Below are 21,412 nucleotides of genomic sequence, written 5' to 3'. Positions count from 1 at the left end.
TCACACCCCCCGCAGTCGGGCCTTGCGGCCGAGCGCGTCGTAGGTCTGGGTGCGCAGCGCGGTGAGCGCGACGAGGGTCGCCTCACGGGAGGTGCTGCCGCCGGTCGCCGTACGGAACCATCCGGCGTTCTCCTGGAGGAGGACGTTGATCGCCTCGGCCAGGGACAGCTGGTGAACGAGCGCCGGCGGGTCGAAGAGGTGGACGGTGGCCCCGTTGGCGTGCGCTGCCGCCGTGGTGCCGAGGGCCCCGCGCGCGAGGACCAGGGTGCGCGGGGCGTAGATGGCGGCCCCGGCGGTGTGGGCGGCGATCGTGGACCCGTCCCAGGCGCGGCGTACGACGAGCGCGTCCCCGGCAATGTCGACAACGAGGAGGCGTTCGCCGTCGAGGAGGACTGTCTCGTCGACCGCGAACTCAGTGCCGTCGGTGGCGGGGATGAGGACCGTCTTCGCCTGTGCGTCGATGTCCGAAGTGAGGGTCTGCCCGGTGTCCGTCTGGCGGCGGCCGGTGACGATGACCCGCTCCGTGTCGAGACGTAGCAGGCTGCCCACACCGACCGCCGCGGAGGTGGCGGCGTCCACGGGCAGGGCGGTCGCCGTGGTGTCGAGGGCGCCCGTGGTGGCCCCGGCGGTGGTCTCGTCGTCGCGGTACCCGTACAGCCCGGTGATGGTGATGCTGCGCTGGTGGGTGTCCCCGCCGATCCAGCCCGGAACGCTGCTCGCCATGTCCAACTGGACCTGGTTGTACGGCGGGCCGTACGCGTTCGGCTCCAGGAACACCGCCTCGGCCTGCACGACCTCGCCGCCGGTCGTCACCTCGGAGACGGTGATCAGCTCGTTCTCATCGAGCCACAGGCGCCACGGGCGGGCCCGCTGCGCGCTGGGCCAGTCCCACGAGCGGGACGCCAGCTCCGGGTAGAAGCGGCGGCGACAGAGGGCGTCCACGCCGCGCGATGCGGTGCGCAGGGCGCGGTCGATCTGCCGGTCGGCGCGGGCGGTCGCCTTGACGTCGAGGGCTGCCTTGACGTCCTCGCGGGTCGCGTAGGTGGGAAGCGTCATCCTCTGTCACCTCCTTCGGTGGTCGGACTGGTGGGTGGTCAGGCAGTGCGGGGCGGCCAGTAGGCGGCCTCACCGTCGTGGGCCTGCGCGGCTTCCTCGGTGTCGAAGAGACGGACTGACGTGAGCCACTTCGAGGAGGTCGGTGCATCGAGGTGCGCCTTGAGGTTCACCAGGCTGCTGCCGTCCGGCTGCTGCTCCCACACGCGGGTGATGGTGGCGGGGGCCGCGTCAGCGCCGTTGTTCGTGATCGGGTTGACGAGCACCAGGACGACTCGGCCAAGGCTCGGTGTCTGCGACATCAGGCGTCACCGGCGTCCGACGTAGGACCCGTCTGGTCGCCATCCGTCCCAGGGGCAGAAGAGCTGTCCGTCTGGCCCTTCTCGGAGCGGTTCCCCGTCTTGGGGGCAGGCTTCGGGCGGGCGGCTGCGCTCCTCTTGGGCGAGCGCGATTCCTTCTCGGACGATGTCTGCGAGCTGCTCCCAGCTGATACGTCCTCACCACCCTCGGGCTCGGGCGCGTCCGCATTGGTCGCACCGCCATGAACCGTGATCTTCGGCATGTCCTCGCCTTCCTCTCGCTGCTCCGTGCTGCCGCACTGCGGGCACCGGGGCGCACCGACCGAGTACGCGGCCGTGCAGCCCCGGCACACCAAGAGCGCCATCAGGGGGTTTCCAGTGCAGTGATGCGGGCGGCGAGCTCGGCGAGGATCCCCTGCACCGTCGTCGCCGACCCCGGGCTGATCGCCGTCGCCGTCACCTGCGTCGCGGTGTGGACGTGGTTCCCGGCCGCCGCAGTGGTGGCCGTCGACCCGATCGCCCGGACCGTGGCCGTACCAGCAGCACCAGCCGTCAGCCGGGTGTCGTTGCCCGCCACCGCCGTGGACGCCGTGGTGCCGATCGTCGGCGGGAACGTGGCCGGCTTCCCGGTGACGTCGTCCCACGCGACAGCAGCCCCGCCGCCTCCCTCGATGCCCTCGGAGGAGATGGTGACCACCACCTCGTCGGACACGCTGTCGTAGAACTCGACAGCCCCGTCAGCACGGGTCCGGCCACGGATCATGACGACATCGCCGGGAGGTTCTCGGGGGCCCGCTGCACGTTGAGGTCGCGGGCCAGGGCGGTCACCGCACCGGCGCCGGTCGACGTCAGGCGTACGTGGCTGAACCCATCGTCCAGGGCCGTGCCTTCGACCTCGACGACCATGGCGTTCTGCGTGGCGGCGGCCGCCGTGACGACCGTGGACGCTGCGGCCTGGGTGCGGCGCGTCCAGGTGTCCGTGCCGTCACCGGTGCTGGTATGGAACTCGGTGATGGAGGCCAGGGCCTTCGCCCCGGTGCCGGACCCGTCCTGCGCCTGGGTCAGGGTGTAGGTGTCGCCTGCGGCGGCGGCGAGGTAGCAGACGAACGCCACCCCGTCCGCGTCCGAGAGGGACACCCACTTGTTGTCGGCGAGGGGCAGGGCGTTGAACTGCCGGCCGAGGGCTTTCTGAGCCATGAGGTTCTCCTGTCGTCTGTTGCCTTGCCGGGGCGACGCTGCCGGCCCGGGTGGTGGCCGGCGTCGGGGAGTTACTGCCGACGCCGGCCGGGGGTGGGGGTCAGGCTGCGAGCTCGACGAACGGCGACAGCTTGTTCGTGGAGCCGTTGGCCGGGGTGATGGCCGACTGGAGCCACGGGCGGCCGTCGACGCGCTGGATGATCCGGAAGGTCGTCTTGTCCGAGCCGAACTGGTAGTCGGTGCTGGAGTCGGCGGTCATGGTCTGACGGTCACCGATGAGGTAGTAGGCCAGGTCGACGAAGGCGAGGTCGCCGCGGGCGCCGAGCTGTCCGGCCTTCTCACTGATGATCAGCGGGCGGCCGAAGATGGACATCGGCATGGCCGCGGACGCGTTGACGACGAACACCGAGTTGCCGCCGGTGCCCACGTCCAGGGACATCTGGAGCAGCTGCGGCAGGGCGTCCGGGGAGCAGATCCACACGGCGTTGGAGAGGCTGCTCGGGAGCATCCGGGCGTACATGTTGACGATGTCGACGTACGAGATCTTCGAGGCGGTGCCGCGGGTCACGGCAACCGCGGACTTGTTCTTCGCGCCGAGGAAGCCGAGCGGCTTGCCGACCCCGTTGCCGGCCATGAACGCCTGGTCCTCGGAGAACGCGAGGGCCTGCGGCCACAGGGTCTCGATGAGGGAGGCGAAGGACACGATGGAGTCCTGGAGCAGCTCGTTCGGGACCGCGCTGAGCCCGGTGAGCTTCTTCGCGTCGAGCTCCACCCGGCCGAACTTCGGGTTGGAGTCCTGGAGCATCGCCCCTTCCTCACCCCAGTAGGCGATCATCCCGCCGAACACCGAGCCCTGGTTCGACGTCGAGTCGATGATCGGCATCGGGACTCGGGCCGAGTCCATCGGGACGACGGTCGCCAGCGGGCGAACGATGCTCTGCTCCAGCGCGATCTGCATCAGCTGCGCGCGCAGCGTCTCCGGGACGAGGAACCCACCGTCGGCCGGCGACACCGACGAGGCGGCGTTACGGAGCAGCGCGACCTTCTCGGCAGCCTCGGCGGTGGTGTTCTTGTGCCAGATGCTGGAGACGTACTCCAGGTTGTTGCGGAAGTGCTTGTCGACCGAAGCGCCGGCAGCGGCCGGGTTGTAGGCGGTGGCCTGCTGGTGCGAGGTGAGCATGTTGCCGCTGCGCTTGGCCTGCGGGTCGAGGTTGGGGCGCTCGATCGCGCCCTTCTCCATCCCGTTGTCCTTCAGCATCTGCGCGAAGACCTTCTGGGTCTCCTCGGCCACCAGGCGGTTGAGCTCGGTGCCGTCGCCCTGCTGCGCCTGCCCGTACGCGGTGATGAACTCGGTGAGCGTCTCCTTCGACGCCATCACCTCGGACAGCTGCTTCGGGTCGGCGAGCATCTCGGCGAGCTCGTTGCTGGTGCGCGGAACCGTGAGTGTGGTGGTCACAGCAGTGCCTCCTTCAGGCGGGTGAACTCGTCGTCCGCGCTGGGCGGCGGAGTCATCAGGTGGGCCACAGTCGCGGCCCACTCGGGTTCGTCGGCCGCGGCGGCGGGAGCCACTGCGGAGTCGGGGTCGGCCGGGGCCTCGGTGGGCTCCGGCTCGGTGATGCGGTTGTCGATGGCCGGAGTCTCCGGCTCGGCCGGGGCGGGGGCCGTTGCCGCGTGAAGCAGGGCGACCATGTCGGCGGTGAGGACGGACCCGGCGGCGAACGTCAGGCTCTCGGGGCCGTGTTCACCCTGGTACTCCTCCCGGGCGGGCGGAGGGCCGGGCACCGGGCGCGCGGGCGGGGCCGCGCCGTCACAGACGGGCCCCTCCCCGACAGTCGCGAGGGAGGCCGTCACCAGTCCGCCGGTCGCAGGAGCGGGCGCCTCGTCGCGGCCGGCGTACCGGAACACCGACAGATCCCAGGAGTTCGTGAGCGCAGGCTCCGGCTCCTCGGCCGCCTTACGGGACGGCAGCACCTCGTCGGCCAGGCCAGCAGCGACCGCCTCCGCTGCGAGGTACCAGGACTCCGCGCGCATCCGCTCCCGCCACTCCTCGCGGGTGCCGCCCGCGCGCTCGGCGTAGGCGTCGGCGATGTTGTCGGACTGGGTATCCAGCAGTACGGCCATCTCCGTCATGTCCGCTGCGTTGCCGAAGCACATGCCGGACGCGTCATGGATCATCAGCTGTGACTGGGGGGTCATGACGATCCGGTCCCCGGCCATCGCGATCACGGACGCGGCCGAGGCGGCGATGCCGTCGACTTGCACGGTGACGGTCGCGGGGTGCAGGCGGATTGCGTTGGCGATGGCGATGCCGTCGAACACGGACCCGCCCGGCGAGTTGATCCGGACGCGGAGGTTCGGGGCGGTGACCGCACGGAGTTCGTCGACGATCTCGCCGGGGGTGTTGCCGAACCAGCCGCCGATCTCGTCGTAGATGAGGAGCTCCGCCTCGTCCGAGTCTGCGGCGTTGCGGATCTCGTACCAGGCGCGCGGGGCATGGGCCTGCGCGCGGGCGGTCAGGTGGTCCGGCCGGGCGACGGCCGCGATCAGGGGCATGGGGTCTCCACTCATTCGCTGCCTCCAGCGCGCCGCTTGACGACCTTGCACCGGCAGTCGTTGCCGTGTTCCGCGCCGACGCAGTGCACGTAGCCCGCGCCGCCGGGGTAGTCCGCGTAGGCCTGCTCACGGTTCCGGTAGAGGCGCCCGTCGTTCTCGGCGCACGGGGTGCAGGTGTTGTCGTCGTCCTCGGCCACGACAACCCACCGCATCGCGGCGTCGATCTCTGTGTCGTCGACGGCGGTCGTCTCGGCGAGCATCTGCGCGGCCAGGTCCGCGAACGCGGCTGCTCCCCGCCTGGGGGAGTTCTCCGGCTGCGGCGTCGTCAGGTTCAGCCCGGCGCCAGCCCGGTTGAGGATGTCGCGGGCCTCTTCCCACGTGATGACGGAGCCGACACCCAGGTAGATCGACTGGATCATGTCGCCGAGCTCGCGCGGGGTGATCGTCCCGTCTCCGCCGGACGCCGGTGACGCTTCGATCGCGGGCAGGCCCATCGCGGCGAGAACTGAGTCGGAGGAAAGGCCGGCGTCGATAAGGGCTTTCGCAGCGTTCACCTTCGCGGTGAGCTGCGCCGCCTCGGTCTCCGGGTCGGCCGGCACCGGGCTCTCGTAGTCGAACTCCAGCCCCGTGGCGGTCGCGCCGAACAGGGGCAGCAGGTCGTAGTTGAGGGCGGCCTTGATGCGCTCCAGGCGCGGCACGGTCAGCTGGTCGGCGAACCATGCCTTGGACGCTTCGGCGGTGGCGCGGTTGATGTCGGTGACCTCGCCGAGCGCGAACGCGCTGATGCCGTACGCCTCACGGAGCACGGCGCGGGACACGGAGCGGAGCTCGACGAACTGCATGTCGCGCTGCGACAGCTTCCGGTCAATCCACTTCCCGTGCTCCAGGATCGCCACACGGTGGGCGTTCGCGACGCCGCGGTGCTGCTCGTTCCACCGGTCGCGGAGCTGGTCGAAGTCAGGGTCGCTGAGCGGCGTCGGCACCTCGATGATGCCGCCCGGCTCGGCCGAGTTGAGGAAGAAGTTGCGGTTCCACTCTGCGGAGTAGCGGGTGGCGTCGAGGTCGGCGAGGACCGACTGCACCGGGCCCATCCCGCGGTACGGATCCAGGGGGTTCGGCATGCGGAGGAAGATGACCTCGTCGAGGCCGAGGGGGACCTGCTCGCCGTCGGGGCTGGTGTAGATGTACCCGGCGAGGAACGACGTCTGTGACGGCACCGGGGTCATACGGTCCGGGCGGACCGGCCACAGCTCCAGCGGGATCGTGGACCCCGGATGCCGGGCGATGACCCACCAGCCCTCGCCGACCAAGTCGACGTGCTGCTGGAACGTCTCGACGAACTCCTGCCGCGGCATGAACGGGTTGGGCTTGGACCACAGGTCAAGGGCCGCGTGCGAGGTGACCTCGACGCGGTCTTCCTTCTTGCCGCTCTTCGCCTTCCGCCACAGCTTCCACTCGACCATCGCCGTCGCGTTCGACGTGCGGTTGACGATGGAGAACAGGGTGCCGACCGAGCCCATGGCCCGCATCTGCTGCTCCATGCCGGCGGGGCGCATGAAGGGGAGGGCGCGCTCTGCGCCGCGGCTGGCGAAGGGGACGGGGGTGTCGACGACGGTGCGACGTGCGAGGGCGGTGAGGGAGCCAAGAAGCGTCTTGCCCATGGCCCCCTCCTCGCTGCCCGTCAGTCGCTGTCGACCCACCACTGGAGGACGACGGTGAGGATTCCTCCGGTGATCAGACCAACACCTTGACCGAAGATACTCCAGCTTCCTGCCGAGATTAGCGTAAATCCTGCGGTGGTCATGGCGGTCGGCCGCAACTTCTTCAACCTTGGGCCGGTGCTGGCCACCATGGACAGGAACTTCTTCGGCATCACAGCCACCTCACTCGGGGGCGGCCCGCGGAGTAGTACGCGAGCAGCAGGGCATCGGCATTGTCCGGGCTGCGCCCGAGCCGCTTACGGATCTCGTCCTTCTTCTCCACCCGGATCCGCCCCTTGGGGTCGGTGTCCCACCGGGGCTCCAGCAACTGCGCCACCGTGGTGTCGGCGTTGTCCATCATCGCCAGGTCCCAGCCCCCCGACTCGGACAGACCACGCCCGAGTGACCACCAGATCTCGGCGCGCAGGTTGATGAACTTGTCAGGCTCCGAGGCGGCGCTGCCGACGTTCACCGCAACGATGAGTGCGGAGTGCTCGCCGCGGGTGGCCGCGTTGCGGAGTTCGCCGATCACCCCGAAGCCAATGCCGATCGAGTCGACCTTCACGGCGGTGGCCCCGGTCTCCTTGATCGCGCGGATGATCAGCGGTGCGATCACCTCCGGCCGGTCGGTGTGCGCGGACCACTCGCGGCCCGCGCGCCGGCCGCGCCGCTCCCGGATCACGGTCTCGTCCCCGCCACCGCCAACGTCGACACCGAGCTCGACGGGCTCCAGCTCTTCCGCCTTCGGTCTGCGGTCGGTCGCGGCCCGGCAGTTGGCGACGTCGGACTGGCGGACGACCTGGTTCGCCGCGTCCGTCGAGAACTCGCCGAGGACCTTGGCCCGGTAGATCGGGTTGTCGACACCCCACTCGGTGGCCTTCTCCTCGACCCACTCGCGGGACACGAGGGCCGCGGCCATCTCGTCGGGGACGTCCTCGCCGGTGAGGTTCGGGGAGTCGAACGCGCTGATGCTCATCTGGTGCCAGCCGGACCCCGGGGTGCACACCTTCCGGAAATGGGAGGCCGGGTTGTCGGGGTTGCCGATCGCAAGGATCCGGCAGTCCGGGCCGGTCGCCAGAGCGTCGGCAGCCACCCACAGCTGCTCCGGGATGCCGCACGCCTCGTCGAGGATCACGAGCACATACCGGGCGTGGATGCCCTGGAACCCGTCCTCGTCGGTGTCCGCGGGCTTCCTGCCGTACCCGACGAGTTCGTCGTCGATGAGCCACTCGGTCTGGTTCACGCGGCCGGCCAGGTTGCCAGTGCGGTGGTGCTTGCGGATGTACCGCCACAGGATCGCGCGCACCTGGGAGAACGTCGGGGCCGTGCTGACGACGAAGGCCTCGCCGGGCGGGTGGGTGTCGAGCCACCAGCAGGCAACCAGGGCGGCGGTCCAGCTCTTGCCGACGCCGTGTCCGGACCGTACCGCGGTCTTCCTCTGGTCCCGGACGGCGGCAAGGATCTCGCGCTGCTTCGACCACACCGTCTGCTTGAGGCGCTCCTGCACCCAGCGGACCGGGGCAGTCCCGTACTCGCGGGTGCGCTTCGCGAGGGCCCGCTTGTCGATGTGGTTCTTCAGCTGGTCCCGTACGACCTTGAGTTGCCGGGTGTCACCGGCGCGCACCAGCTGGTCGATCTGGTGGCGCAGGTGCTCCAGGTCAGGCGCTGGGGCTGTCATCGCCGTCGACCCGGTCGAACAGGGCGCTGATCTCGGCGCCGAGCTGCTGCGCGTCCACGCTCACCCTGGACGGGGCGTCGGTCCCGAACAGCTTCCGGTACGACTCACGGAGCGCCCGGAGTTCACGGATCGCGTTGAGCTTCGGCCCGTCATCGAGGAGCGGCTCACCGTCGTCGTCCTTCACGATCCGGCCGTGGGACACCATGACGTGATCCCGCTCCAGGACTTCGAGGGCAGCGACGTACAGGGCGTCGAGCTGCGCCGCCTCGGTCTGGATCAGCTTGGCCACCGGCTCGCGGGCTACATCGGCCTTGGCCTTCTGGACACCGCGCCAGGCCTCGCCCTTGTCGGAGTAGCCCAGCTCGGCTGCGATCTCCTTGTACGTCTTGCCGTCGGCCCGGAGGCCGGCCGCTGCAGCGTCGCGCTCCACCGAGGTGATGCTCCGGTCGAACCTGCCCTTGCCGTTGCGAAGCCGCTCCATGGGGCTGTCGTCCTGCACCATTGGTGCCTCCCTTCCCGCTCAGGGTAGGCCAATGGCCCACTCCGTGGTGGCGGATGGAGCCGTGTGGAGTGGGCCATTGCGCAGGCCGGGCCGGTCTACTGATCCTGCTCGGCCTCCTTGTCGCGCTGCTCCTGACGGTCCTGGAGAGCATCTCGGTTGGACTGATTCAGCCCGTCCATGTAGGCGTCGAGGTACTCGTCCTCCGGGACGGCGTCGCACTCCGGCGGCTTCGGGTCCGAGTCGTTCTCCGGGTCAAAGTCCACGGCGCGGTTGCTGATGGTCTCGGCGATGGCGTCAACGCACTGCTGCGTTGCCGCAGCTGCATCGAGTGTCGGCGTGGCCGCAGCGGTGGTGGCCGGGGTGGTGGGCTTGTCCTCGGTACTGCTGCCGCTGCATGCGGTGAGCGTGGCGAGGAGTATGCCGGCCGTGATGGCGGCGGTGGTGGTGCGGTTCATGGGTCCCCCAAGGGCGGGTGCTTGTCGGGGACATCATGCGGGACCGAAGGTTGCAGAGTGAAGGAATGGTGAAGCCGCGGGAGAGCAGCCGGCCCCGCCGGGCGCAGTCCGGCGGGGCCAGTGAAGCAACCACCTGGGTAGGTGACTGATGATGCGATGAGTCTACGGGCGGGGACTTGCCGCCGGGTCTGCCCCAGCCGGAGCGGCCACCCGGGCCAAGGACGCGCAGGCCTCACGGGCAGCGTGCGCCATCACGGGACCGGCTGCCTGCATCGCTGCGGTGAACGGGGCCCAGACTTCGGTGACACGGGCCTGCGTCGCGGCCTGCTGCTCGGGCGTGACGGTGGCCTTGAAGGGGCTCATGGCTTCCACGTCTCCTGGTAGTCGGGGTGGTCGGCATACGGCAGGGCCAATACGCGGAACACGTCGGCGAGGACTTGTCGCTGCACGCCGCTGGTGAGCTTGTTCATGGAGTCGGGCAGGTCGGGGCTGGTCTCCGGCTCGTCGTACCGCTTCAGCAGGAGCCGATGGGCCTCCACTTCACGCAGGACACGGGCCGGGTCATGGCGGGCCATGTGCTGGGCTACTCCAGCATCGTTGGCCGCGTGCGGGGGGACCTCGATGACTCCATCGTCTGTGTGATCGATGACGGACCACTGCCCCTGGTGTTGCGTGTCCCATCGGTCGCCGTCCTCATCCCACGATGCGGCCCTCGCGGCTGCAGAGTCGTCGTCGAGGCGTGCGCGGAGGAATTGCACCAGGTCATCCATCACATTTCCCCCAAGGGATGTCGTGCTTCCATGCCCACCGACCGTCTGCACCCGGCTCGTACCAGGACCGGCCACCAGGGTATGAGCAGCCCGCCGCGATGATCCCGATGCCCGGCTCCGGGTCGGCCAAGTCCACCGCCACAGTCTCACCGTCGAGCGGGCCGCCGAACAACGTCACTGTCACGAGCCGCGCCAGCACCTCGCTCTCCTCGTCACGGTCCAGGGCGACGGCGATGCCGGCCGTCTGCTGCTCGGTCAGCTCAACTCCGGTCTCATGCCGGACATAGACCGCGGTCCTGTCGCGGCAGGTATCGAGGAACTCGCTGCGCCACTCCTCGCTGGAGTCGTCCCACAGGGCCCGGGGTACGGGCATGGTGCAGGTGTACTGGCAGCCGTCGATGGCAGTGGTGCAGCGGATGGTGATGGTGTCGTCCACGGGGTCATCCTCTCGCAACGATGCCCCGCTGCGGTGGGCAACGGGGCATCGGGCCGGGGGTCTTAGGCGTACGCGGACAGTTCCCGGGCGGGGCGGTCCGCACGGCGGGGTTTCATCCCTGCTTGGATTTCGACTTGATGCGGCCAAGCTGGGCATGAACGCGGCCAAGTGCCGCGATGGTCTCCCGCGCAGCGGTCTGCGCTCCCCTGATCTCGGCGTAGAGCGCGCGCAGCTCTGTCGGGGTGTCGGCGGCGCCGGCGGCCTCGATGGCCTGGTCGTGTCCGGCGATCAGGTACTCAACGTCGGCGAGCAGGTCGGGGATGCGCTGCATCAGGGTGACGAGGTGGCCGACGACGCGGTACCCGTCGGCGGGGGTCTCCCAGCCCTCTACGTCGGTCTCGTCGGTGCAGTGGTGGAGGCGGCGCAGTGCGTCGGCGGCGGCGTCGGCGTAGAGCCAGGGGCGGGTGTCCATGAGGATGCCGCCGTACGCGGCCATGTCGTCGGGGAGCTGGATGTCGGCCATGGGGTCATCGTCCCGTCTGCTGCTGGCCGGTGGGGCTGGGTTCGCTCTTCTCAGCCGTACGGGCGGCCTGGCTCGCGTCGTTCTTCTTCTTCAGCTCGCCGATGCTGATGGTCTTCTTCAGTGCCATGATCGTGGTCCTGTCTCTGTGATGGGGATGGGTGGCCCGGGGCCGGCCGTTCGCCTGGCAGTGAGTCGGCCGGCCCCGGGGGTTACGCGGTCCTGGTGCTCTTGTGGATGGAGCGGGCCATGCCCTCGAACGCGTCAATCGCCCGGGAGTCGAAGCGCCCGCACCGGGCCTGAATGTCCTTGCCGAGGCGGTCATAGAGGCGGATCGTCTGGTCGTACTGACCGCGCTCCTCGGCCAGTACGGCTTCTTCCATGCGGCGGGTGATCTCGGTGGTGTCCATGGGTCAGTTCTCCTCGGCGGCCCAGCGCTCTTCGTCCTGTGCGTCGAGGACGGCCTCGTCGTGCTGGTCGTACTCGGCGATCTCGTCGGCGCTCATCACGTCGGCGTTGGTCATGTCGTCGTAGTCGCTCATCGGGTCCTCCTGGGTGGGTAGACCGGTGGTAGATCCGCCGGTAGATCGTGGGTAGATGCCGGTAGATGAACTGGTAGACGTGCAGGTCAGGCAGCGGGAGACGAGGCGGGAGACGGCACCGTCTCCTGGCCATCGGGGAGGGGCGGGAGTTGGGCCCTGACGATGCCCCTGCTCGCGTTTCTGCCGCCGGTCTTGAGCCGCATCTCCACGGGGATGTTGAGGGCCTCCAGGCGGGCCCTCAGTCCGGCCACCGTCCAGCCCTTCCCGTGGCCCTTCTCCTGGAGGTGCTGGAGGAGGTCGGAGAGGTACATGGCGGGCCGGTCGCCGAGAGCCTCGTACAGCAGCTGAAGGACGGCGTCGCGGGGGTCGGGCTGAGGCTCCTCGGGGGCCTCCTCCAGAGCGGGCTCGGTGGCCGGGCGGGGAGCGGTCCGGAGGGCTGCCCAGCACCACACGGGGACCAGGGCCCAGAGGAGCGCGGGGGCGGCGCGGACGATGCGCCACAGGGCGTACGCCCCACCGGCGACGATGAGTGTGCGGGTGATGCAGCCGAGGGCGGCGGCCAGGCCGGTGAGGTCGTCGCGGCGGCCGGCCCGGATCCAGGCGGCGGTCCGGCTGCCGATTCGGGCAAGGAGGGCGCTGCTGCCGTTGGCGAGGCGCTGCGCGGTCGCGGTACGGGCGGCCCAGATGACCGCGGCCCGCTTCACAGGCTGCCCTTGGTGCCAAGGGACTCGCCCCATGCGCCGATCATGTTCGCGGTGTCGGGGAGCCATCCGAGCTGGGCGGCGACGCCGGGCAGGAACCCGAGCACGGCGCCGGTGATGATGCCGCCGATGATGCGGCGCCGGTCCTGCTTGCCGGATGCCCGGTGCAGGAGGATCACCCCGGCGAGGACGACGCAGACGACGATGCCGCCCGCGGGGGTGAGCGATCCCATGCGGCTGGAGGCGAGGGCGGCGGCCCCGGTGCCGACGAGGCTGCCGACTGCGGTGTCGCCGCCCTTGGAGAGCAGCCCGGTGATTCCTGCTGCGCCCCAGCCGAGCGCACCCCCGGCGCAGACCGTGGCGAGGGAGCCCAGCAGCCATCCTGCGCCGTACGGGATGAGGGCCTTGGGGTCGCGGCCGCCCTTCCACCAGGGGCGGAAGTTCGCCCACATGATCACGAGGGCGGTGGCGACTCCAGCGAGGCTGAGGCCGGTTGCGGCGTTCATCGGGTGACTCCAGTGAGCAGGGTGACGATGTCGAACAGGTCGGTGGCACCGATCAGGCCGAAGGTGCCGATGACTCCGAGCCAGAGGCGCCGGAGCGACGGGCCGTGCTTGACGGCCCGCAGGACAGCCCAGGCGAGGGGGACGGCGGCGAGGGCGTAGCCCTGCTGCGCTCCCCACTCGGCGCGGGCCTCGCCAACGCCGTACGCCCAGATGCTCGCGGCGCTGTGCCCGAGGCCGGGGACGGGGACGACGGCCAGGAGCAGCGCGCCGCACACCTGCCAGGGCCGGCCGATCGTCCGCAGCCACGCCCAGAGGCGTTCGCGGCGGGTCGGCTCGGGCGGCTCTTCGTAGGGGATGACGACGTGGACGTGGACCTGCGGCGCCGGGACCGGCAGCGGAGCAGGGGCCGGTGGGGGCGGCGGGGTGGTCGGTGGTGGGGGCGGAGTCGGTGGGGTGGGCGGTTTCCACCATGGGGGCATCTCGCCTGGGAGCGGTCCGCGGTCGGGCAGCGGGGCGCCGGCCGGGATGATCCGGGTCGGGGTGATCGGTGTCTCGGCCATGGAGGTTCCTCAGCGGGTGATGGCCAGCCCGAGGGCGGCGAGGGTGACGATGAGGGCGGCGGTGCCGGTGATGCGGGGGACCTCGCGGAGCGCGACGGCGCAGAGGCCGGCTAGGGCGAAGCAGGTGGCGGCGAGGAAGTAGAGGGCGAACATCAGCTGTTCCCGAGGGCGTCGCGGATGCGTTGGGCGCGCTTCTGCCCGACGCCGTACGCCGCCTTGAGGGCGCGCACCCCGGGTACCTCGGTGCCGTACTCGGCCCGGGCCCGGGCGATGAGCGGGTCGGGGTCGGGTACGTCTCGGTCGCCCTCGGGTACGTCCTCGTCGGGTACCTCGTCCTCGTCGGGTACGGGGTACTCGGGTGTGCCAGGTACGGGGTACTCCGGGTCGGGTACGGCGGTGTGCTCCGGCTCGGCCTGCTCGTCCTCGGCGGGGATGCGGACGTCGATGCGCGGGGTGCGGGCGTCGGCAGCTGCGACGGGTACCCGGTGGCGTACCTCGGGGTGTACCTCGGGCGTCGCCACGAGGTGGAGCTCCAGGCCAGGGGCGGGTACCTGCTCGGGTACCTCGGCCGCGGCCTCCAGCGCCGGGGGTGCGGTGGCGTCGGAGAACAGGCGCTGTCGGGCCGGGCGCAGCGCCATGAGTACCTGCGTCTCCGAAACGGGTACCCCGTACTCCGTGCACAGCGCAGCGAGGGCGGATGGCTCCACCTCCGGGTGCGCGGAGTGCACCTGGCGCACCACGTCGAACGGGTCCATCGCACGGAGCTGCGCCCCGGTGACGCCGAGCGGGGTACGCGGGTACGGCTCGGCGGGTACGGGGGTACCCGTCCACGGCGAGTCCAGCTCCAGGGTGGAGAGCAGGCCGGAGGTACGGCGGGCGGCGAGCAGCTGGAGCAGCTGCTGGCGCTGCGCCTCGTTCGTGCCGGCCCCGGAGCGGGCGACCGCGGCGGCCAGGCGGCGGCGACGCCGCGACGCGAGCCACCCCTTCGGCCGAAGTTCGAGGAGCGCAGCCAGGCGCACCGCGCGCGCCGTCGCCCGGTCGCGGGTGATCTGCTCCGCGGTACGGTCCCGGACCGCGAGGCCGAGGCGGGACAGCAGCCGCTCCCGGAGCTCCCGGCCGATCATCGCGGGCAGCCCGGCCGACAGGGCGTCGGGCCGGACGACGCGGATCTCCAGGCCCATGGCCAGGTGCCAGAGCAGCCCGGCGAGGACGGGCCCGATGATCGCGCGGACGGTCCCGCCGACCATGCCGGACGTGGCGTAGCAGGGGATGACCTGTACGCCGGTGATGACCCAGACGAGAACACCGGGCACACCCGCGGTCCCGGCCTGCTCGTCGGTGGCGGTGGCCGCCTTGTTCGCCCGGGCCATTACGGCGCACGCGAGGAGAGCGAGCTCCCCCGCCGCGAACATCACGGCGCGCTCGGTGCTGTCGGCCATGCCGAGGCGCTCCCCAGCGAACCGCCACGAGGTGTCACCGGAGTACGCAGTGCACACGAGAGCCCCGGCCGCGGCAACGAGGACGGGGGCCGGCGGCCACGTCCAGGAGCGGACCGTACGGATGGTGGCCCACGCTGCGCCGAGCACGGTGAGGAGCACGGCCCCGGTAATGCCAGCGGCCGGCCATGGGTGGTCGACCGCCCAGGTGGTGAGCTGGTCTGTGGTCACGCTGCTCCTCCAGGAGCGAAGAGGCCGGGCCCGCACGGTGGCGGGCCCGGCCGGTCGGGGGTGATCAGCGACGGGTGCGGGCGGCCGCCTTGCCCATGGCGTCGCGAGCAGCTGCGCCCTTCGCGTAGTCCTCGCGGCAGGCGGCGACCGTGGCGGGCTCGGCGATGACGCTGTTCGGCTGACGGTCCGGGGCGGCAGGCTGTGCCTGCTTCTTCGCCATCAGACGGTCCTCGCCGTGTCGCGCAGGATCACGGCCCACTCGCCGCGGGTGCGAGTGGTGGCCCAGAGGTCCGCGGAGAGGGCGCGCATCGCGCGGTGGCCGGCGTTCTCGGCGACGGTCTGCGGGTAGCCGGACAGGGTCCGGGAGTCGGCAAGGGCGAGGGCGCGGCCCCATCCGGCGATGGTGAGGGGCTGGTCGTCCTTGACCTTGGCGAGGTGCGCGGCGGCGGCGAGGAGCAGCTGCGCGGCCAGGCTCGGCATCGTGGTAAGCCGGTGCAACAATTCCTCGTGGGCCGTGTGGTCTGCCGGTAAGGCGGCGGCGCGGATACGATCGTTCACGGTTGTCCTCCTGGTGAAGCAGGGGATGACCGGCCCCGGCCATGTGGCGTTCCAGCGCCGGCCGGGGCCGTTGTGCGTTCGTAGCTGGGCTACTTCCCCAGACTGTACGGGGCCCCGTACACTCCGGGCAAGCGGCCCGCCCAACGAGATGAGGCCGGGTGTGACCGAGGAGGCTCAGCGCGTGATCAACGCCATGGATGCGGTGGAGGCGATGGCCGACCCGCAGGAGCGCGCCCGGGCGATCGGCGAGGTGATGGCCGACCAGGCGGAGCGGGGAAAGCGATGGCGGGAGATACGGCGGGAGGTCGTGCTCGACATGCGTGCACAGGATCCGCCGGTGTCCTATCGGAAGATCGCTGCCGCATTGAAGGTCTCGTTGGCGACGGTGCAGGACATCGAGCGGGGCTACACCGGATCCGGTAGGGACCGGCCGCGCGCGAAGGCGCCGACCAACGAGTAGTGCACGCAGTCAAGCCCCCGGCCGCATCGGTCGGGGGCTTCGCGCTGCCCGGGCGCCCCGCCGTAGACTCGAACACGTGAACGAATCAGTCTCGCGGCTCGACCTGCTCCGCTTCCTGGAACGGGTCCAGGTGGGGGACCTCGCGCGCACCCGCCAGTGGATCGCCGACGAGGAACAGCGCCAGGCCGAGATCGCCGCCCGCCACGCCCCGCCCCCACCACCGGACTGGATCGTCGAGCAGGGCATCGGCGTCGGCCGGCGGATCGTCGCCGTGCATCAGGGGTGGTGCCGGATGAGCGGCAAACGCACCTCACCGATCACCCGCGACGAGGCGCTGCGCCTGCTCGCCGCGGACTCTGGCATGGCGTGTCAGCAGTGCCGGCCGGACACCGAGCTCGGCGTGCTGTGACCGCGGACCCGGTGCAGGGTGGGGGGATGGAGCATCCCCCGATCGTCGTGCACCAGCTGTCGCCCACAGGTGGCCGCCGGGTCACGGTGCGCGGCCGCATCCTGGGGCTGGCGTACTCGGACGATGAACTGCTCGTATTCCTCGAGGGAGCTGGGCTCCTGGATCCGGAACTGCTGCTCGATGATCCGGAGTGGGTGGAGTGGCGGGGAGGCCGCGCCCACGAGTGGGACACGGCCTGACCGCTCGGCCCCTGGTCTCAGAAACCGACGACGCGCCCCGGCTTCCTCCTTTCGTCCGGGCCTTCGAGCTCGCGGGCTGCGCTGCGCGCATCGTCCATGAGGTGGCGGGAGCTGCTGCTCCCGGACGGGTTCACGCCGGCATCCTCCAGGGCGCGGGCGAGGTCACGGAGGAGTCGGGCAAGGCGCTGCGGGTCATCGGCGTAGGTCATGTGCACTCCTTGGTGTGGGTGGGTATGACGGACGCCCGTCACCTGGCAGGTGGCGGGCGCCCGCTACTTCGAAAGAATTGGGCAGCCTACGCCCGACCGGGCATCCATCCCTGAACCTCGGTTAGCGGAACCCGGAACGCCCCGCCGCTCGTCGGCAGCGCCGCGTCGCCGTACACCTTCTTGGCCTGGCTGAGGTGGAGGTACTCCTCCGCGTTGGGCGCTGCGCCCTCCTGGGCGAAGTCGTCTACGAACGCGGTGTCGGCCGAGACGGTGAACATGGAGATGTGGGCGTCGAGCCAGCTGGTGCGGGGTGCGAGCCTGCCGCTGATCATCGCGCCGCCGACGAAGATCGTGATGTCGAAGAAGGCGCCGTGTTCGTTGACGCGCTTGACGAGGCGTTCGAGGAGCTTGTCGACCTGTGCCATGAGTGGTGCCTATCCGGTCTGGGGTTGGGTTGTGGTCAGGGTGACATGGGGGTCTGACAATCGGACTTGACCTGTAGCCGGGCGGCCAGCCATTGAACGAGGTCGGCGAGCACTGGGGCCGGGGGCGGCTCGGGTGGGACGGTGAGGATCCAGTCCGCCGGCCGGAGGACGAGGCGCTGCTCCTCGATGGTCCACCAATACGGTTTGCCGTGGAACCAGACGGTGCGGGCGCGATCTTGGGGGTGCATGGGTCAGGCCTTCCGGTACAGGGATTCGGCTGCGAGGTGCGGGCGCAGGATGGCGAGCGCCCGCTCCACGGGGGTCGGCTCCGGCACTCGGGTGTCCGCCGCAGCGACGAGACCGAGTGGGGCCCCGGTGCCGTCGCCGTAGAGCCAGCGGTCGGTCAGAACGCTGGTGATCCACTGGTCTCGGGCGGTGATGAACGCGTCCACCTCGTCGCAGGTGTCGCCGGGGTGGGGCGGGAAGTGGCGGCCTTCGGAGCAGGCGGGCACGATGCGGCCGAGCTGGGTGACGAGGTCGGACGGGTCGGGCTCGACGGTGACGGTCGTGGTGCCGGCGTTCTCCTCAAGGAGGGTGCTGGCGGCGTCGGGTGCGGGGCAGTTGAGGCGGGGGCAGGTGACGTAGCCGCCGGAGCCAAGGAAGAGCCGTCCGTTGCCGCAGGCGGGGCAGCGGCCCTGGACGCGGGGGTTGCCCTGCTGCTCCGGGCCGGGCGCAGCGTCGAGCGCGGCGTGCACGGCGTGCCAGATCATGGCGTTCCGGTCGACGACGGTGAGCGGCATGAAGTCGACAGGCTGGCTGCGGAGGTAGGCGAACACGGCGTCGTACGCGGGCTGCTTGGGGTCGGTGGGCTCAGGCATGGTCGGCCTCTCGTTTCCGTGCGGCACTGCACCGCGGGTAGGGGCAGCCGTCGACGGGGAGCCGGTGGTGTCGTTCGCACACGGCGAGGGAGTCGGTGCACTGGCCGGCGGCCAGCTCGGCGATGCGCTGCGCCAGCTGCTCCAGCTCGGGCCGGACCACGGACATGGCGACGTCGGCGGCGGCCGTGGCGTCCTCGGGGTGCCCGTCGTTCTCGAACCGCACGTAGTAGGCGGCGGAGATCCGCTGCCACAGGTCGTCACGCAGGTCGTCAGGGAGCGGGACGGGGGAACAGAGGAAGGACAAGGCCCGGGTGACCTCGTCGGTGGGGAGCGTGTCAGCCAGCGTCGTGGCCCAGATGTGGGCGGTCCACTTCACCTGGACGATGAGCTGCTTGATCGCGGCGGCGTACTGGTCGCGCTCAGCTGTGAGTTCGGTGACGCGGCGGGTCATGGCCTGGACTACGTCGGCGAGCTGCTCGCTTTCGGCGGGGAGGATGACGCCGCGGCGGACGCGGTCGGCGAGGTGGAAGAGGCGGGCTTCGTCGGTCACAAGGTCGGCCATCGGCTCGGGTCCTCTCGGGTGGGATCGGTCCAGCCTTCGCGGATCGCGCCGGCGGCGAGGGCTGCCGGGTCCTGCTGCTCCGTGCCGGCGATGGCGCGTTGGTGGGCGATCCAGGCGGCGTGGCGGCGGCGGTGGTACTGCTCGGCGCTGCGGATGAGGGCGGTGAGGATGAGCAGCGCGGTGAGGATGGCGAGGAGCAGTGCCAGGTTCGGGCCGTTCACTGCTGCGCCTTGGTGACGCGGCAAGGCGGGCAGATGTCGAGGAGCCGACCGGGGGCGCGGCGGGTGGTCCAGCCGTCCCGGCGGCCGTCGGCGCGTAGCTGCCGTGCTGTCCGGGACGTGATCTGGGCGCGGATCGCTGCGTTGTCGGGGCAGTCGTCGCGGCCGGCGGGTCCGTCGCAGGCGACCTCGATACCGATGGGGCGGGCGGTCACGGGGTCAGCTCCAGCAGACGGCGCAGGCGTTGCACTGGTTGCCGGGCTTGCACTCGAACGGGGTGGGGCGGGTGCGCTGTGCCTCGGCCTTCGTCTCCTCGGTCACGGCGGGGGCGGGCTGCTCGGGCGGTGCGCACGGGGCCCGGTCGGCATCGCACGCGATCGGGACGAACCCGCATCGGCAGAGCGGCGTGGGCTTGCCCGCCGCCTCGTCCCACCGGGCGGTCAGGTTCCGTCCGTCCGTGGGCTGCTGCGCCTCGTCGATGGGCCACGAGCAGACGTGGTCGGCGCACGGCGGGTCGTTCGGGCAGTCGGGGCAGTGGCGGGGGTGCTTGCCCTTGCAGCGGGGGCACGGGGTCTTCTGCCACTCCTGCTGCGGGAACGGGCCGCTCTGCGCCTCCTTCGCCGCCTCGCCCTCCGGGGGCGCGGTCACGGTGCCGCGGCTGTCGAGGTCGTGAATCCACGCGGCGCAGACGGCGGCGACCTGGAGCAGCTCGGTACGCAGGGCGACCGGGTCGGTCTCGGCGATCACCTCGCGGACCTCCTCGTCGAGGATGTGCCGCCAGGTCACCTCGCCTCGCTTCGCTGCGAAGTCGCACAGGACTCGGGCGGAGTCGCGCAGGAGGCGGGACGTCGGGTCGTTGCTGGTGCCGTCGGGGTGGTGTTGCTCCCCGAACTTCCGGAGCTGCGCCTGGCGCTCCTCGTCGATCTGCTCGGCGAAGGCCTTGACGCCGGGGGTGGTGAAGAGGGTCGGGTACACGGTGTCTCCTCGTGCGGGGTGGGGTGGTGTGCGGGGTGACCGGCCCGGGACGTGGGGTGAACACGCCCCGGGGCGGCGGGGGTCATGCGGTGGCAGGGGGACGGCCGTAGCCGGGGCAGGTGCGGCCCGTGGAGAAGCCAGCGGCGTCCATGCCGTGGTGGTGGCCGACGGTGCCGTTCTCTTTGACCTTGTGCGTGACGTTGCAGGCGATGCACGGCTGGCGGGTGCCGACAAGAGAGCGGCCACGAAGGTCGGCGGCGATGCGCTCGATCTCGTCGCGGAGCAGCTCCTCCTCGGCGTCGTTGCGGGCGTCGCCGGAGGCGTACTCCTGGGGAGCCCACTCGTTGAGCGAGACCTTGAGCATTCCGGCGGCGTGGCGTGCTGCTGCGCGCTTGATCTCCGCTGCGCGGTGCGGGGCGATGAGCTCGGTCACGGTGTTGTCTCCTGGGTGTGTGGTGGACACTGGGCGGGTGGGGCGGCCCGATTCGAGCGGGCCGCCCTGCTCCGTGCTCAGACGGGGAAGACGAGTTGGCCGGCGGCCTCGCGTGCTGCGCGCTGGGTGGCGGCCGCGGTCTGCCGGTGGTGCTCGCGGTCGTAGTGCAGATGGCAGCCCTGGCACATGGCCCGGAGGTTGTCGTCGTCGCAGTGCTCGGGCGTGTGGTCGAGGTGCGCCACGGTGAGGATCACGAGGGACCCGGTGCCGTACGCCAGGCCGCGGTTGACGTTCGGGCAGCGCCCGGCGTGGGTGCCGCGCCCGCATTCGCCGAGGCACTCGCAGCGCCCCGCGGCCCGGACGGTGCGGATGCGGAGGCTGATGGCCGGCCAGTCCTTCGGGTACCGGTCCCGATTCTCCGGACGGATCGGCATCTGCTCAGAACGCTTCGGTGAGGTCGCGGCCGAGACCGAGGATGAACGCCGCCCGCGCGTCGTCGTTGAGCTCGGGGGCGAACGCCACGTGGACGCGGACCAGCGGCCGGCCGTCGCCTTCGACGGTCAGGGTGTGGTCTTCGGGCTGGAGGCCGTCGGCACCGAGCTGCACAGCCCACGCGGATACGTCGGCTGCTCCACGGATCAGGTCGTAGATCCGGTTCTGCGCCAGGTCGTAGGCCTCGCAGGCGTCGGCCTCAAGCGGCAGGAGCTGCTGCCAGGTAACGCCGTCCGCGTCGTTGGGCTGCCCGTCGATGTCCTCGGCGGTGTGCTGCGGGGCGAGGCTGGCGACTTCGGAGTCCTGCATCATCTCGCCGACGCACATGAACTCGGCGTCCTCGCTGAGCGTGGCGTGCTGGCGGGCGGCTTCGGCGATGAGGTCGGCGGGGGTGTAGGGCTGGTCGGTCATGGGT

General features: G+C 70.9%; 38 protein-coding genes. 3 read left to right on the top strand and 35 right to left on the bottom strand.

Annotated features, from left to right (window positions below; genetic code table 11):
- The 25 genes from ACIP63_RS03520 to ACIP63_RS03400 form a co-directional block, all read right to left on the bottom strand.
- Positions 1-1,056, bottom strand: coding sequence for a hypothetical protein (locus tag ACIP63_RS03520; protein ID WP_401511013.1), 1,056 nt, complete (start codon positions 1,054-1,056; stop codon positions 1-3).
- 38 nt (positions 1,057-1,094) lie between these two features.
- The gene (locus tag ACIP63_RS03515; protein ID WP_401511011.1) at positions 1,095-1,355 is read right to left on the bottom strand and encodes a hypothetical protein; all 261 of its coding nucleotides are present in this window, start codon (positions 1,353-1,355) and stop codon (positions 1,095-1,097) included.
- A gap of 361 nt (positions 1,356-1,716) precedes the next feature.
- Complete coding sequence (locus ACIP63_RS03510) at positions 1,717-2,115, bottom strand: hypothetical protein (protein WP_401511008.1); 399 nt, start codon at positions 2,113-2,115, stop codon at positions 1,717-1,719.
- Positions 2,112-2,549 (bottom strand): hypothetical protein, encoded by a 438-nt coding sequence (locus ACIP63_RS03505; RefSeq protein WP_401511006.1) that lies wholly within the window; start codon positions 2,547-2,549, stop codon positions 2,112-2,114. The genes ACIP63_RS03510 and ACIP63_RS03505 overlap by 4 nt, the downstream gene beginning before the upstream one ends.
- Positions 2,550-2,649: 100 nt before the next feature.
- A complete protein-coding gene (locus ACIP63_RS03500) occupies positions 2,650-4,005 on the bottom strand; it encodes a phage major capsid protein (protein WP_401511003.1) in 1,356 nt (451 codons plus the stop codon).
- Complete coding sequence (locus tag ACIP63_RS03495) at positions 4,002-5,117, bottom strand: head maturation protease, ClpP-related (protein WP_401511000.1); 1,116 nt, start codon at positions 5,115-5,117, stop codon at positions 4,002-4,004. Before ACIP63_RS03495 ends, ACIP63_RS03500 begins: the two co-directional genes overlap by 4 nt.
- Positions 5,114-6,763: a phage portal protein gene (locus ACIP63_RS03490; protein WP_401510998.1), complete on the bottom strand. Its 1,650-nt coding sequence runs from the start codon at positions 6,761-6,763 to the stop codon at positions 5,114-5,116. The genes ACIP63_RS03495 and ACIP63_RS03490 overlap by 4 nt, the downstream gene beginning before the upstream one ends.
- Positions 6,764-6,783: 20 nt before the next feature.
- Positions 6,784-6,975, bottom strand: a complete 192-nt coding sequence (locus ACIP63_RS03485; protein ID WP_401510996.1) for a hypothetical protein — start codon at positions 6,973-6,975, stop codon at positions 6,784-6,786.
- Positions 6,975-8,480: a hypothetical protein gene (locus ACIP63_RS03480; protein ID WP_401510993.1), complete on the bottom strand. Its 1,506-nt coding sequence runs from the start codon at positions 8,478-8,480 to the stop codon at positions 6,975-6,977. The genes ACIP63_RS03485 and ACIP63_RS03480 overlap by 1 nt, the downstream gene beginning before the upstream one ends.
- Positions 8,461-8,982 (bottom strand): hypothetical protein, encoded by a 522-nt coding sequence (locus tag ACIP63_RS03475; protein ID WP_401510991.1) that lies wholly within the window; start codon positions 8,980-8,982, stop codon positions 8,461-8,463. The genes ACIP63_RS03480 and ACIP63_RS03475 overlap by 20 nt, the downstream gene beginning before the upstream one ends.
- Positions 8,983-9,077: 95 nt before the next feature.
- Complete coding sequence (locus ACIP63_RS03470) at positions 9,078-9,437, bottom strand: hypothetical protein (protein ID WP_401510989.1); 360 nt, start codon at positions 9,435-9,437, stop codon at positions 9,078-9,080.
- A 162-nt stretch (positions 9,438-9,599) separates the two neighbouring features.
- On the bottom strand, positions 9,600-9,800 hold the full coding sequence (locus ACIP63_RS03465) for a hypothetical protein (RefSeq protein ID WP_401510986.1): 201 nt from the start codon (positions 9,798-9,800) through the stop codon (positions 9,600-9,602).
- Positions 9,797-10,207, bottom strand: a complete 411-nt coding sequence (locus tag ACIP63_RS03460; protein WP_401510983.1) for a DUF6221 family protein — start codon at positions 10,205-10,207, stop codon at positions 9,797-9,799. Before ACIP63_RS03460 ends, ACIP63_RS03465 begins: the two co-directional genes overlap by 4 nt.
- Positions 10,200-10,643: a hypothetical protein gene (locus tag ACIP63_RS03455; protein ID WP_401510981.1), complete on the bottom strand. Its 444-nt coding sequence runs from the start codon at positions 10,641-10,643 to the stop codon at positions 10,200-10,202. Before ACIP63_RS03455 ends, ACIP63_RS03460 begins: the two co-directional genes overlap by 8 nt.
- Before the next feature lie 112 nt (positions 10,644-10,755).
- Entirely contained in the window at positions 10,756-11,166 is a 411-nt protein-coding gene (locus ACIP63_RS03450) for a hypothetical protein (protein WP_401510978.1), read from the bottom strand.
- A 4-nt stretch (positions 11,167-11,170) separates the two neighbouring features.
- Complete coding sequence (locus ACIP63_RS03445; protein ID WP_401510975.1) at positions 11,171-11,293, bottom strand: hypothetical protein; 123 nt, start codon at positions 11,291-11,293, stop codon at positions 11,171-11,173.
- A gap of 82 nt (positions 11,294-11,375) precedes the next feature.
- Positions 11,376-11,573, bottom strand: a complete 198-nt coding sequence (locus ACIP63_RS03440) for a hypothetical protein (protein ID WP_401510972.1) — start codon at positions 11,571-11,573, stop codon at positions 11,376-11,378.
- Between the two features lie 3 nt (positions 11,574-11,576).
- Positions 11,577-11,705: a hypothetical protein gene (locus tag ACIP63_RS03435; protein WP_401510971.1), complete on the bottom strand. Its 129-nt coding sequence runs from the start codon at positions 11,703-11,705 to the stop codon at positions 11,577-11,579.
- 86 nt (positions 11,706-11,791) lie between these two features.
- Positions 11,792-12,409: a hypothetical protein gene (locus ACIP63_RS03430; RefSeq protein ID WP_401510968.1), complete on the bottom strand. Its 618-nt coding sequence runs from the start codon at positions 12,407-12,409 to the stop codon at positions 11,792-11,794.
- Entirely contained in the window at positions 12,406-12,912 is a 507-nt protein-coding gene (locus tag ACIP63_RS03425) for a hypothetical protein (RefSeq protein ID WP_401510965.1), read from the bottom strand. Before ACIP63_RS03425 ends, ACIP63_RS03430 begins: the two co-directional genes overlap by 4 nt.
- On the bottom strand, positions 12,909-13,472 hold the full coding sequence (locus ACIP63_RS03420; protein ID WP_401510963.1) for a hypothetical protein: 564 nt from the start codon (positions 13,470-13,472) through the stop codon (positions 12,909-12,911). The genes ACIP63_RS03425 and ACIP63_RS03420 overlap by 4 nt, the downstream gene beginning before the upstream one ends.
- 9 nt (positions 13,473-13,481) lie before the next feature.
- On the bottom strand, positions 13,482-13,625 hold the full coding sequence (locus ACIP63_RS03415; protein ID WP_401510961.1) for a hypothetical protein: 144 nt from the start codon (positions 13,623-13,625) through the stop codon (positions 13,482-13,484).
- A complete protein-coding gene (locus tag ACIP63_RS03410; protein WP_401510960.1) occupies positions 13,625-15,139 on the bottom strand; it encodes a hypothetical protein in 1,515 nt (504 codons plus the stop codon). Before ACIP63_RS03410 ends, ACIP63_RS03415 begins: the two co-directional genes overlap by 1 nt.
- A gap of 64 nt (positions 15,140-15,203) precedes the next feature.
- A complete protein-coding gene (locus ACIP63_RS03405; RefSeq protein WP_401510958.1) occupies positions 15,204-15,359 on the bottom strand; it encodes a hypothetical protein in 156 nt (51 codons plus the stop codon).
- Positions 15,359-15,697 (bottom strand): hypothetical protein, encoded by a 339-nt coding sequence (locus tag ACIP63_RS03400; protein ID WP_401510956.1) that lies wholly within the window; start codon positions 15,695-15,697, stop codon positions 15,359-15,361. The genes ACIP63_RS03405 and ACIP63_RS03400 overlap by 1 nt, the downstream gene beginning before the upstream one ends.
- 160 nt (positions 15,698-15,857) lie before the next feature.
- On the opposite strand from ACIP63_RS03400, the gene ACIP63_RS03395 reads away from it, so the two are divergent.
- The 3 genes from ACIP63_RS03395 to ACIP63_RS03385 all read left to right on the top strand — a co-directional run bounded on the left by ACIP63_RS03395 (position 15,858) and on the right by ACIP63_RS03385 (position 16,805).
- Entirely contained in the window at positions 15,858-16,157 is a 300-nt protein-coding gene (locus ACIP63_RS03395; RefSeq protein ID WP_401510954.1) for a hypothetical protein, read from the top strand.
- Positions 16,158-16,233: 76 nt separating this feature from the next.
- Complete coding sequence (locus tag ACIP63_RS03390; protein WP_401510951.1) at positions 16,234-16,566, top strand: DUF6233 domain-containing protein; 333 nt, start codon at positions 16,234-16,236, stop codon at positions 16,564-16,566.
- A 26-nt stretch (positions 16,567-16,592) separates the two neighbouring features.
- A complete protein-coding gene (locus tag ACIP63_RS03385; protein WP_401510949.1) occupies positions 16,593-16,805 on the top strand; it encodes a hypothetical protein in 213 nt (70 codons plus the stop codon).
- Between the two features lie 17 nt (positions 16,806-16,822).
- Here ACIP63_RS03385 and ACIP63_RS03380 read toward each other — a convergent pair whose 3' ends face one another.
- The 10 genes from ACIP63_RS03380 to ACIP63_RS03335 all read right to left on the bottom strand — a co-directional run bounded on the left by ACIP63_RS03380 (position 16,823) and on the right by ACIP63_RS03335 (position 21,408).
- The gene (locus tag ACIP63_RS03380; RefSeq protein WP_401510948.1) at positions 16,823-17,014 is read right to left on the bottom strand and encodes a hypothetical protein; all 192 of its coding nucleotides are present in this window, start codon (positions 17,012-17,014) and stop codon (positions 16,823-16,825) included.
- An 86-nt stretch (positions 17,015-17,100) separates the two neighbouring features.
- On the bottom strand, positions 17,101-17,439 hold the full coding sequence (locus ACIP63_RS03375; protein ID WP_401510946.1) for a hypothetical protein: 339 nt from the start codon (positions 17,437-17,439) through the stop codon (positions 17,101-17,103).
- 251 nt (positions 17,440-17,690) lie between these two features.
- Positions 17,691-18,317 (bottom strand): hypothetical protein, encoded by a 627-nt coding sequence (locus ACIP63_RS03370; RefSeq protein ID WP_401510945.1) that lies wholly within the window; start codon positions 18,315-18,317, stop codon positions 17,691-17,693.
- Positions 18,310-18,879, bottom strand: coding sequence for a hypothetical protein (locus tag ACIP63_RS03365; protein WP_401510943.1), 570 nt, complete (start codon positions 18,877-18,879; stop codon positions 18,310-18,312). The genes ACIP63_RS03370 and ACIP63_RS03365 overlap by 8 nt, the downstream gene beginning before the upstream one ends.
- Entirely contained in the window at positions 18,864-19,100 is a 237-nt protein-coding gene (locus ACIP63_RS03360; protein WP_401510941.1) for a hypothetical protein, read from the bottom strand. Before ACIP63_RS03360 ends, ACIP63_RS03365 begins: the two co-directional genes overlap by 16 nt.
- On the bottom strand, positions 19,097-19,312 hold the full coding sequence (locus ACIP63_RS03355; RefSeq protein ID WP_401510940.1) for a hypothetical protein: 216 nt from the start codon (positions 19,310-19,312) through the stop codon (positions 19,097-19,099). Before ACIP63_RS03355 ends, ACIP63_RS03360 begins: the two co-directional genes overlap by 4 nt.
- A 4-nt stretch (positions 19,313-19,316) precedes the next feature.
- Positions 19,317-20,072 (bottom strand): hypothetical protein, encoded by a 756-nt coding sequence (locus ACIP63_RS03350; protein ID WP_401510939.1) that lies wholly within the window; start codon positions 20,070-20,072, stop codon positions 19,317-19,319.
- An 82-nt stretch (positions 20,073-20,154) separates the two neighbouring features.
- On the bottom strand, positions 20,155-20,505 hold the full coding sequence (locus tag ACIP63_RS03345; RefSeq protein WP_401510938.1) for a hypothetical protein: 351 nt from the start codon (positions 20,503-20,505) through the stop codon (positions 20,155-20,157).
- Positions 20,506-20,582: 77 nt separating this feature from the next.
- On the bottom strand, positions 20,583-20,939 hold the full coding sequence (locus ACIP63_RS03340) for a hypothetical protein (RefSeq protein WP_401510937.1): 357 nt from the start codon (positions 20,937-20,939) through the stop codon (positions 20,583-20,585).
- A 4-nt stretch (positions 20,940-20,943) separates the two neighbouring features.
- Positions 20,944-21,408, bottom strand: a complete 465-nt coding sequence (locus ACIP63_RS03335) for a PAS domain-containing protein (RefSeq protein ID WP_401510935.1) — start codon at positions 21,406-21,408, stop codon at positions 20,944-20,946.
- Positions 21,409-21,412: the final 4 nt, after the last annotated feature.

The organism is Streptomyces sp. NPDC088746 (assembly GCF_044751065.1).
GTDB lineage: Bacteria > Actinomycetota > Actinomycetes > Streptomycetales > Streptomycetaceae > Streptomyces.
Note: the sequence above shows the minus strand (reverse complement) of the source record. Positions and strands in the feature narration are given on the sequence as shown.

Coding starts and splice junctions, on each gene's coding strand:
- ACIP63_RS03520 (WP_401511013.1), bottom strand. CDS start 1,056: ATGACGCTTCCCACCTACGCGACCCGCGAGGACGTCAAGGCAGCCCTC.
- ACIP63_RS03515 (WP_401511011.1), bottom strand. CDS start 1,355: ATGTCGCAGACACCGAGCCTTGGCCGAGTCGTCCTGGTGCTCGTCAAC.
- ACIP63_RS03510 (WP_401511008.1), bottom strand. CDS start 2,115: ATGATCCGTGGCCGGACCCGTGCTGACGGGGCTGTCGAGTTCTACGAC.
- ACIP63_RS03505 (WP_401511006.1), bottom strand. CDS start 2,549: ATGGCTCAGAAAGCCCTCGGCCGGCAGTTCAACGCCCTGCCCCTCGCC.
- ACIP63_RS03495 (WP_401511000.1), bottom strand. CDS start 5,117: ATGAGTGGAGACCCCATGCCCCTGATCGCGGCCGTCGCCCGGCCGGAC.
- ACIP63_RS03490 (WP_401510998.1), bottom strand. CDS start 6,763: ATGGGCAAGACGCTTCTTGGCTCCCTCACCGCCCTCGCACGTCGCACC.
- ACIP63_RS03485 (WP_401510996.1), bottom strand. CDS start 6,975: ATGCCGAAGAAGTTCCTGTCCATGGTGGCCAGCACCGGCCCAAGGTTG.
- ACIP63_RS03480 (WP_401510993.1), bottom strand. CDS start 8,480: ATGACAGCCCCAGCGCCTGACCTGGAGCACCTGCGCCACCAGATCGAC.
- ACIP63_RS03475 (WP_401510991.1), bottom strand. CDS start 8,982: ATGGTGCAGGACGACAGCCCCATGGAGCGGCTTCGCAACGGCAAGGGC.
- ACIP63_RS03470 (WP_401510989.1), bottom strand. CDS start 9,437: ATGAACCGCACCACCACCGCCGCCATCACGGCCGGCATACTCCTCGCC.
- ACIP63_RS03465 (WP_401510986.1), bottom strand. CDS start 9,800: ATGAGCCCCTTCAAGGCCACCGTCACGCCCGAGCAGCAGGCCGCGACG.
- ACIP63_RS03460 (WP_401510983.1), bottom strand. CDS start 10,207: ATGGATGACCTGGTGCAATTCCTCCGCGCACGCCTCGACGACGACTCT.
- ACIP63_RS03450 (WP_401510978.1), bottom strand. CDS start 11,166: ATGGCCGACATCCAGCTCCCCGACGACATGGCCGCGTACGGCGGCATC.
- ACIP63_RS03445 (WP_401510975.1), bottom strand. CDS start 11,293: ATGGCACTGAAGAAGACCATCAGCATCGGCGAGCTGAAGAAGAAGAAC.
- ACIP63_RS03440 (WP_401510972.1), bottom strand. CDS start 11,573: ATGGACACCACCGAGATCACCCGCCGCATGGAAGAAGCCGTACTGGCC.
- ACIP63_RS03435 (WP_401510971.1), bottom strand. CDS start 11,705: ATGAGCGACTACGACGACATGACCAACGCCGACGTGATGAGCGCCGAC.
- ACIP63_RS03425 (WP_401510965.1), bottom strand. CDS start 12,912: ATGAACGCCGCAACCGGCCTCAGCCTCGCTGGAGTCGCCACCGCCCTC.
- ACIP63_RS03420 (WP_401510963.1), bottom strand. CDS start 13,472: ATGGCCGAGACACCGATCACCCCGACCCGGATCATCCCGGCCGGCGCC.
- ACIP63_RS03415 (WP_401510961.1), bottom strand. CDS start 13,625: ATGTTCGCCCTCTACTTCCTCGCCGCCACCTGCTTCGCCCTAGCCGGC.
- ACIP63_RS03405 (WP_401510958.1), bottom strand. CDS start 15,359: ATGGCGAAGAAGCAGGCACAGCCTGCCGCCCCGGACCGTCAGCCGAAC.
- ACIP63_RS03385 (WP_401510949.1), top strand. CDS start 16,593: ATGGAGCATCCCCCGATCGTCGTGCACCAGCTGTCGCCCACAGGTGGC.
- ACIP63_RS03380 (WP_401510948.1), bottom strand. CDS start 17,014: ATGACCTACGCCGATGACCCGCAGCGCCTTGCCCGACTCCTCCGTGAC.
- ACIP63_RS03375 (WP_401510946.1), bottom strand. CDS start 17,439: ATGGCACAGGTCGACAAGCTCCTCGAACGCCTCGTCAAGCGCGTCAAC.
- ACIP63_RS03370 (WP_401510945.1), bottom strand. CDS start 18,317: ATGCCTGAGCCCACCGACCCCAAGCAGCCCGCGTACGACGCCGTGTTC.
- ACIP63_RS03365 (WP_401510943.1), bottom strand. CDS start 18,879: ATGGCCGACCTTGTGACCGACGAAGCCCGCCTCTTCCACCTCGCCGAC.
- ACIP63_RS03340 (WP_401510937.1), bottom strand. CDS start 20,939: ATGCCGATCCGTCCGGAGAATCGGGACCGGTACCCGAAGGACTGGCCG.
- ACIP63_RS03335 (WP_401510935.1), bottom strand. CDS start 21,408: ATGACCGACCAGCCCTACACCCCCGCCGACCTCATCGCCGAAGCCGCC.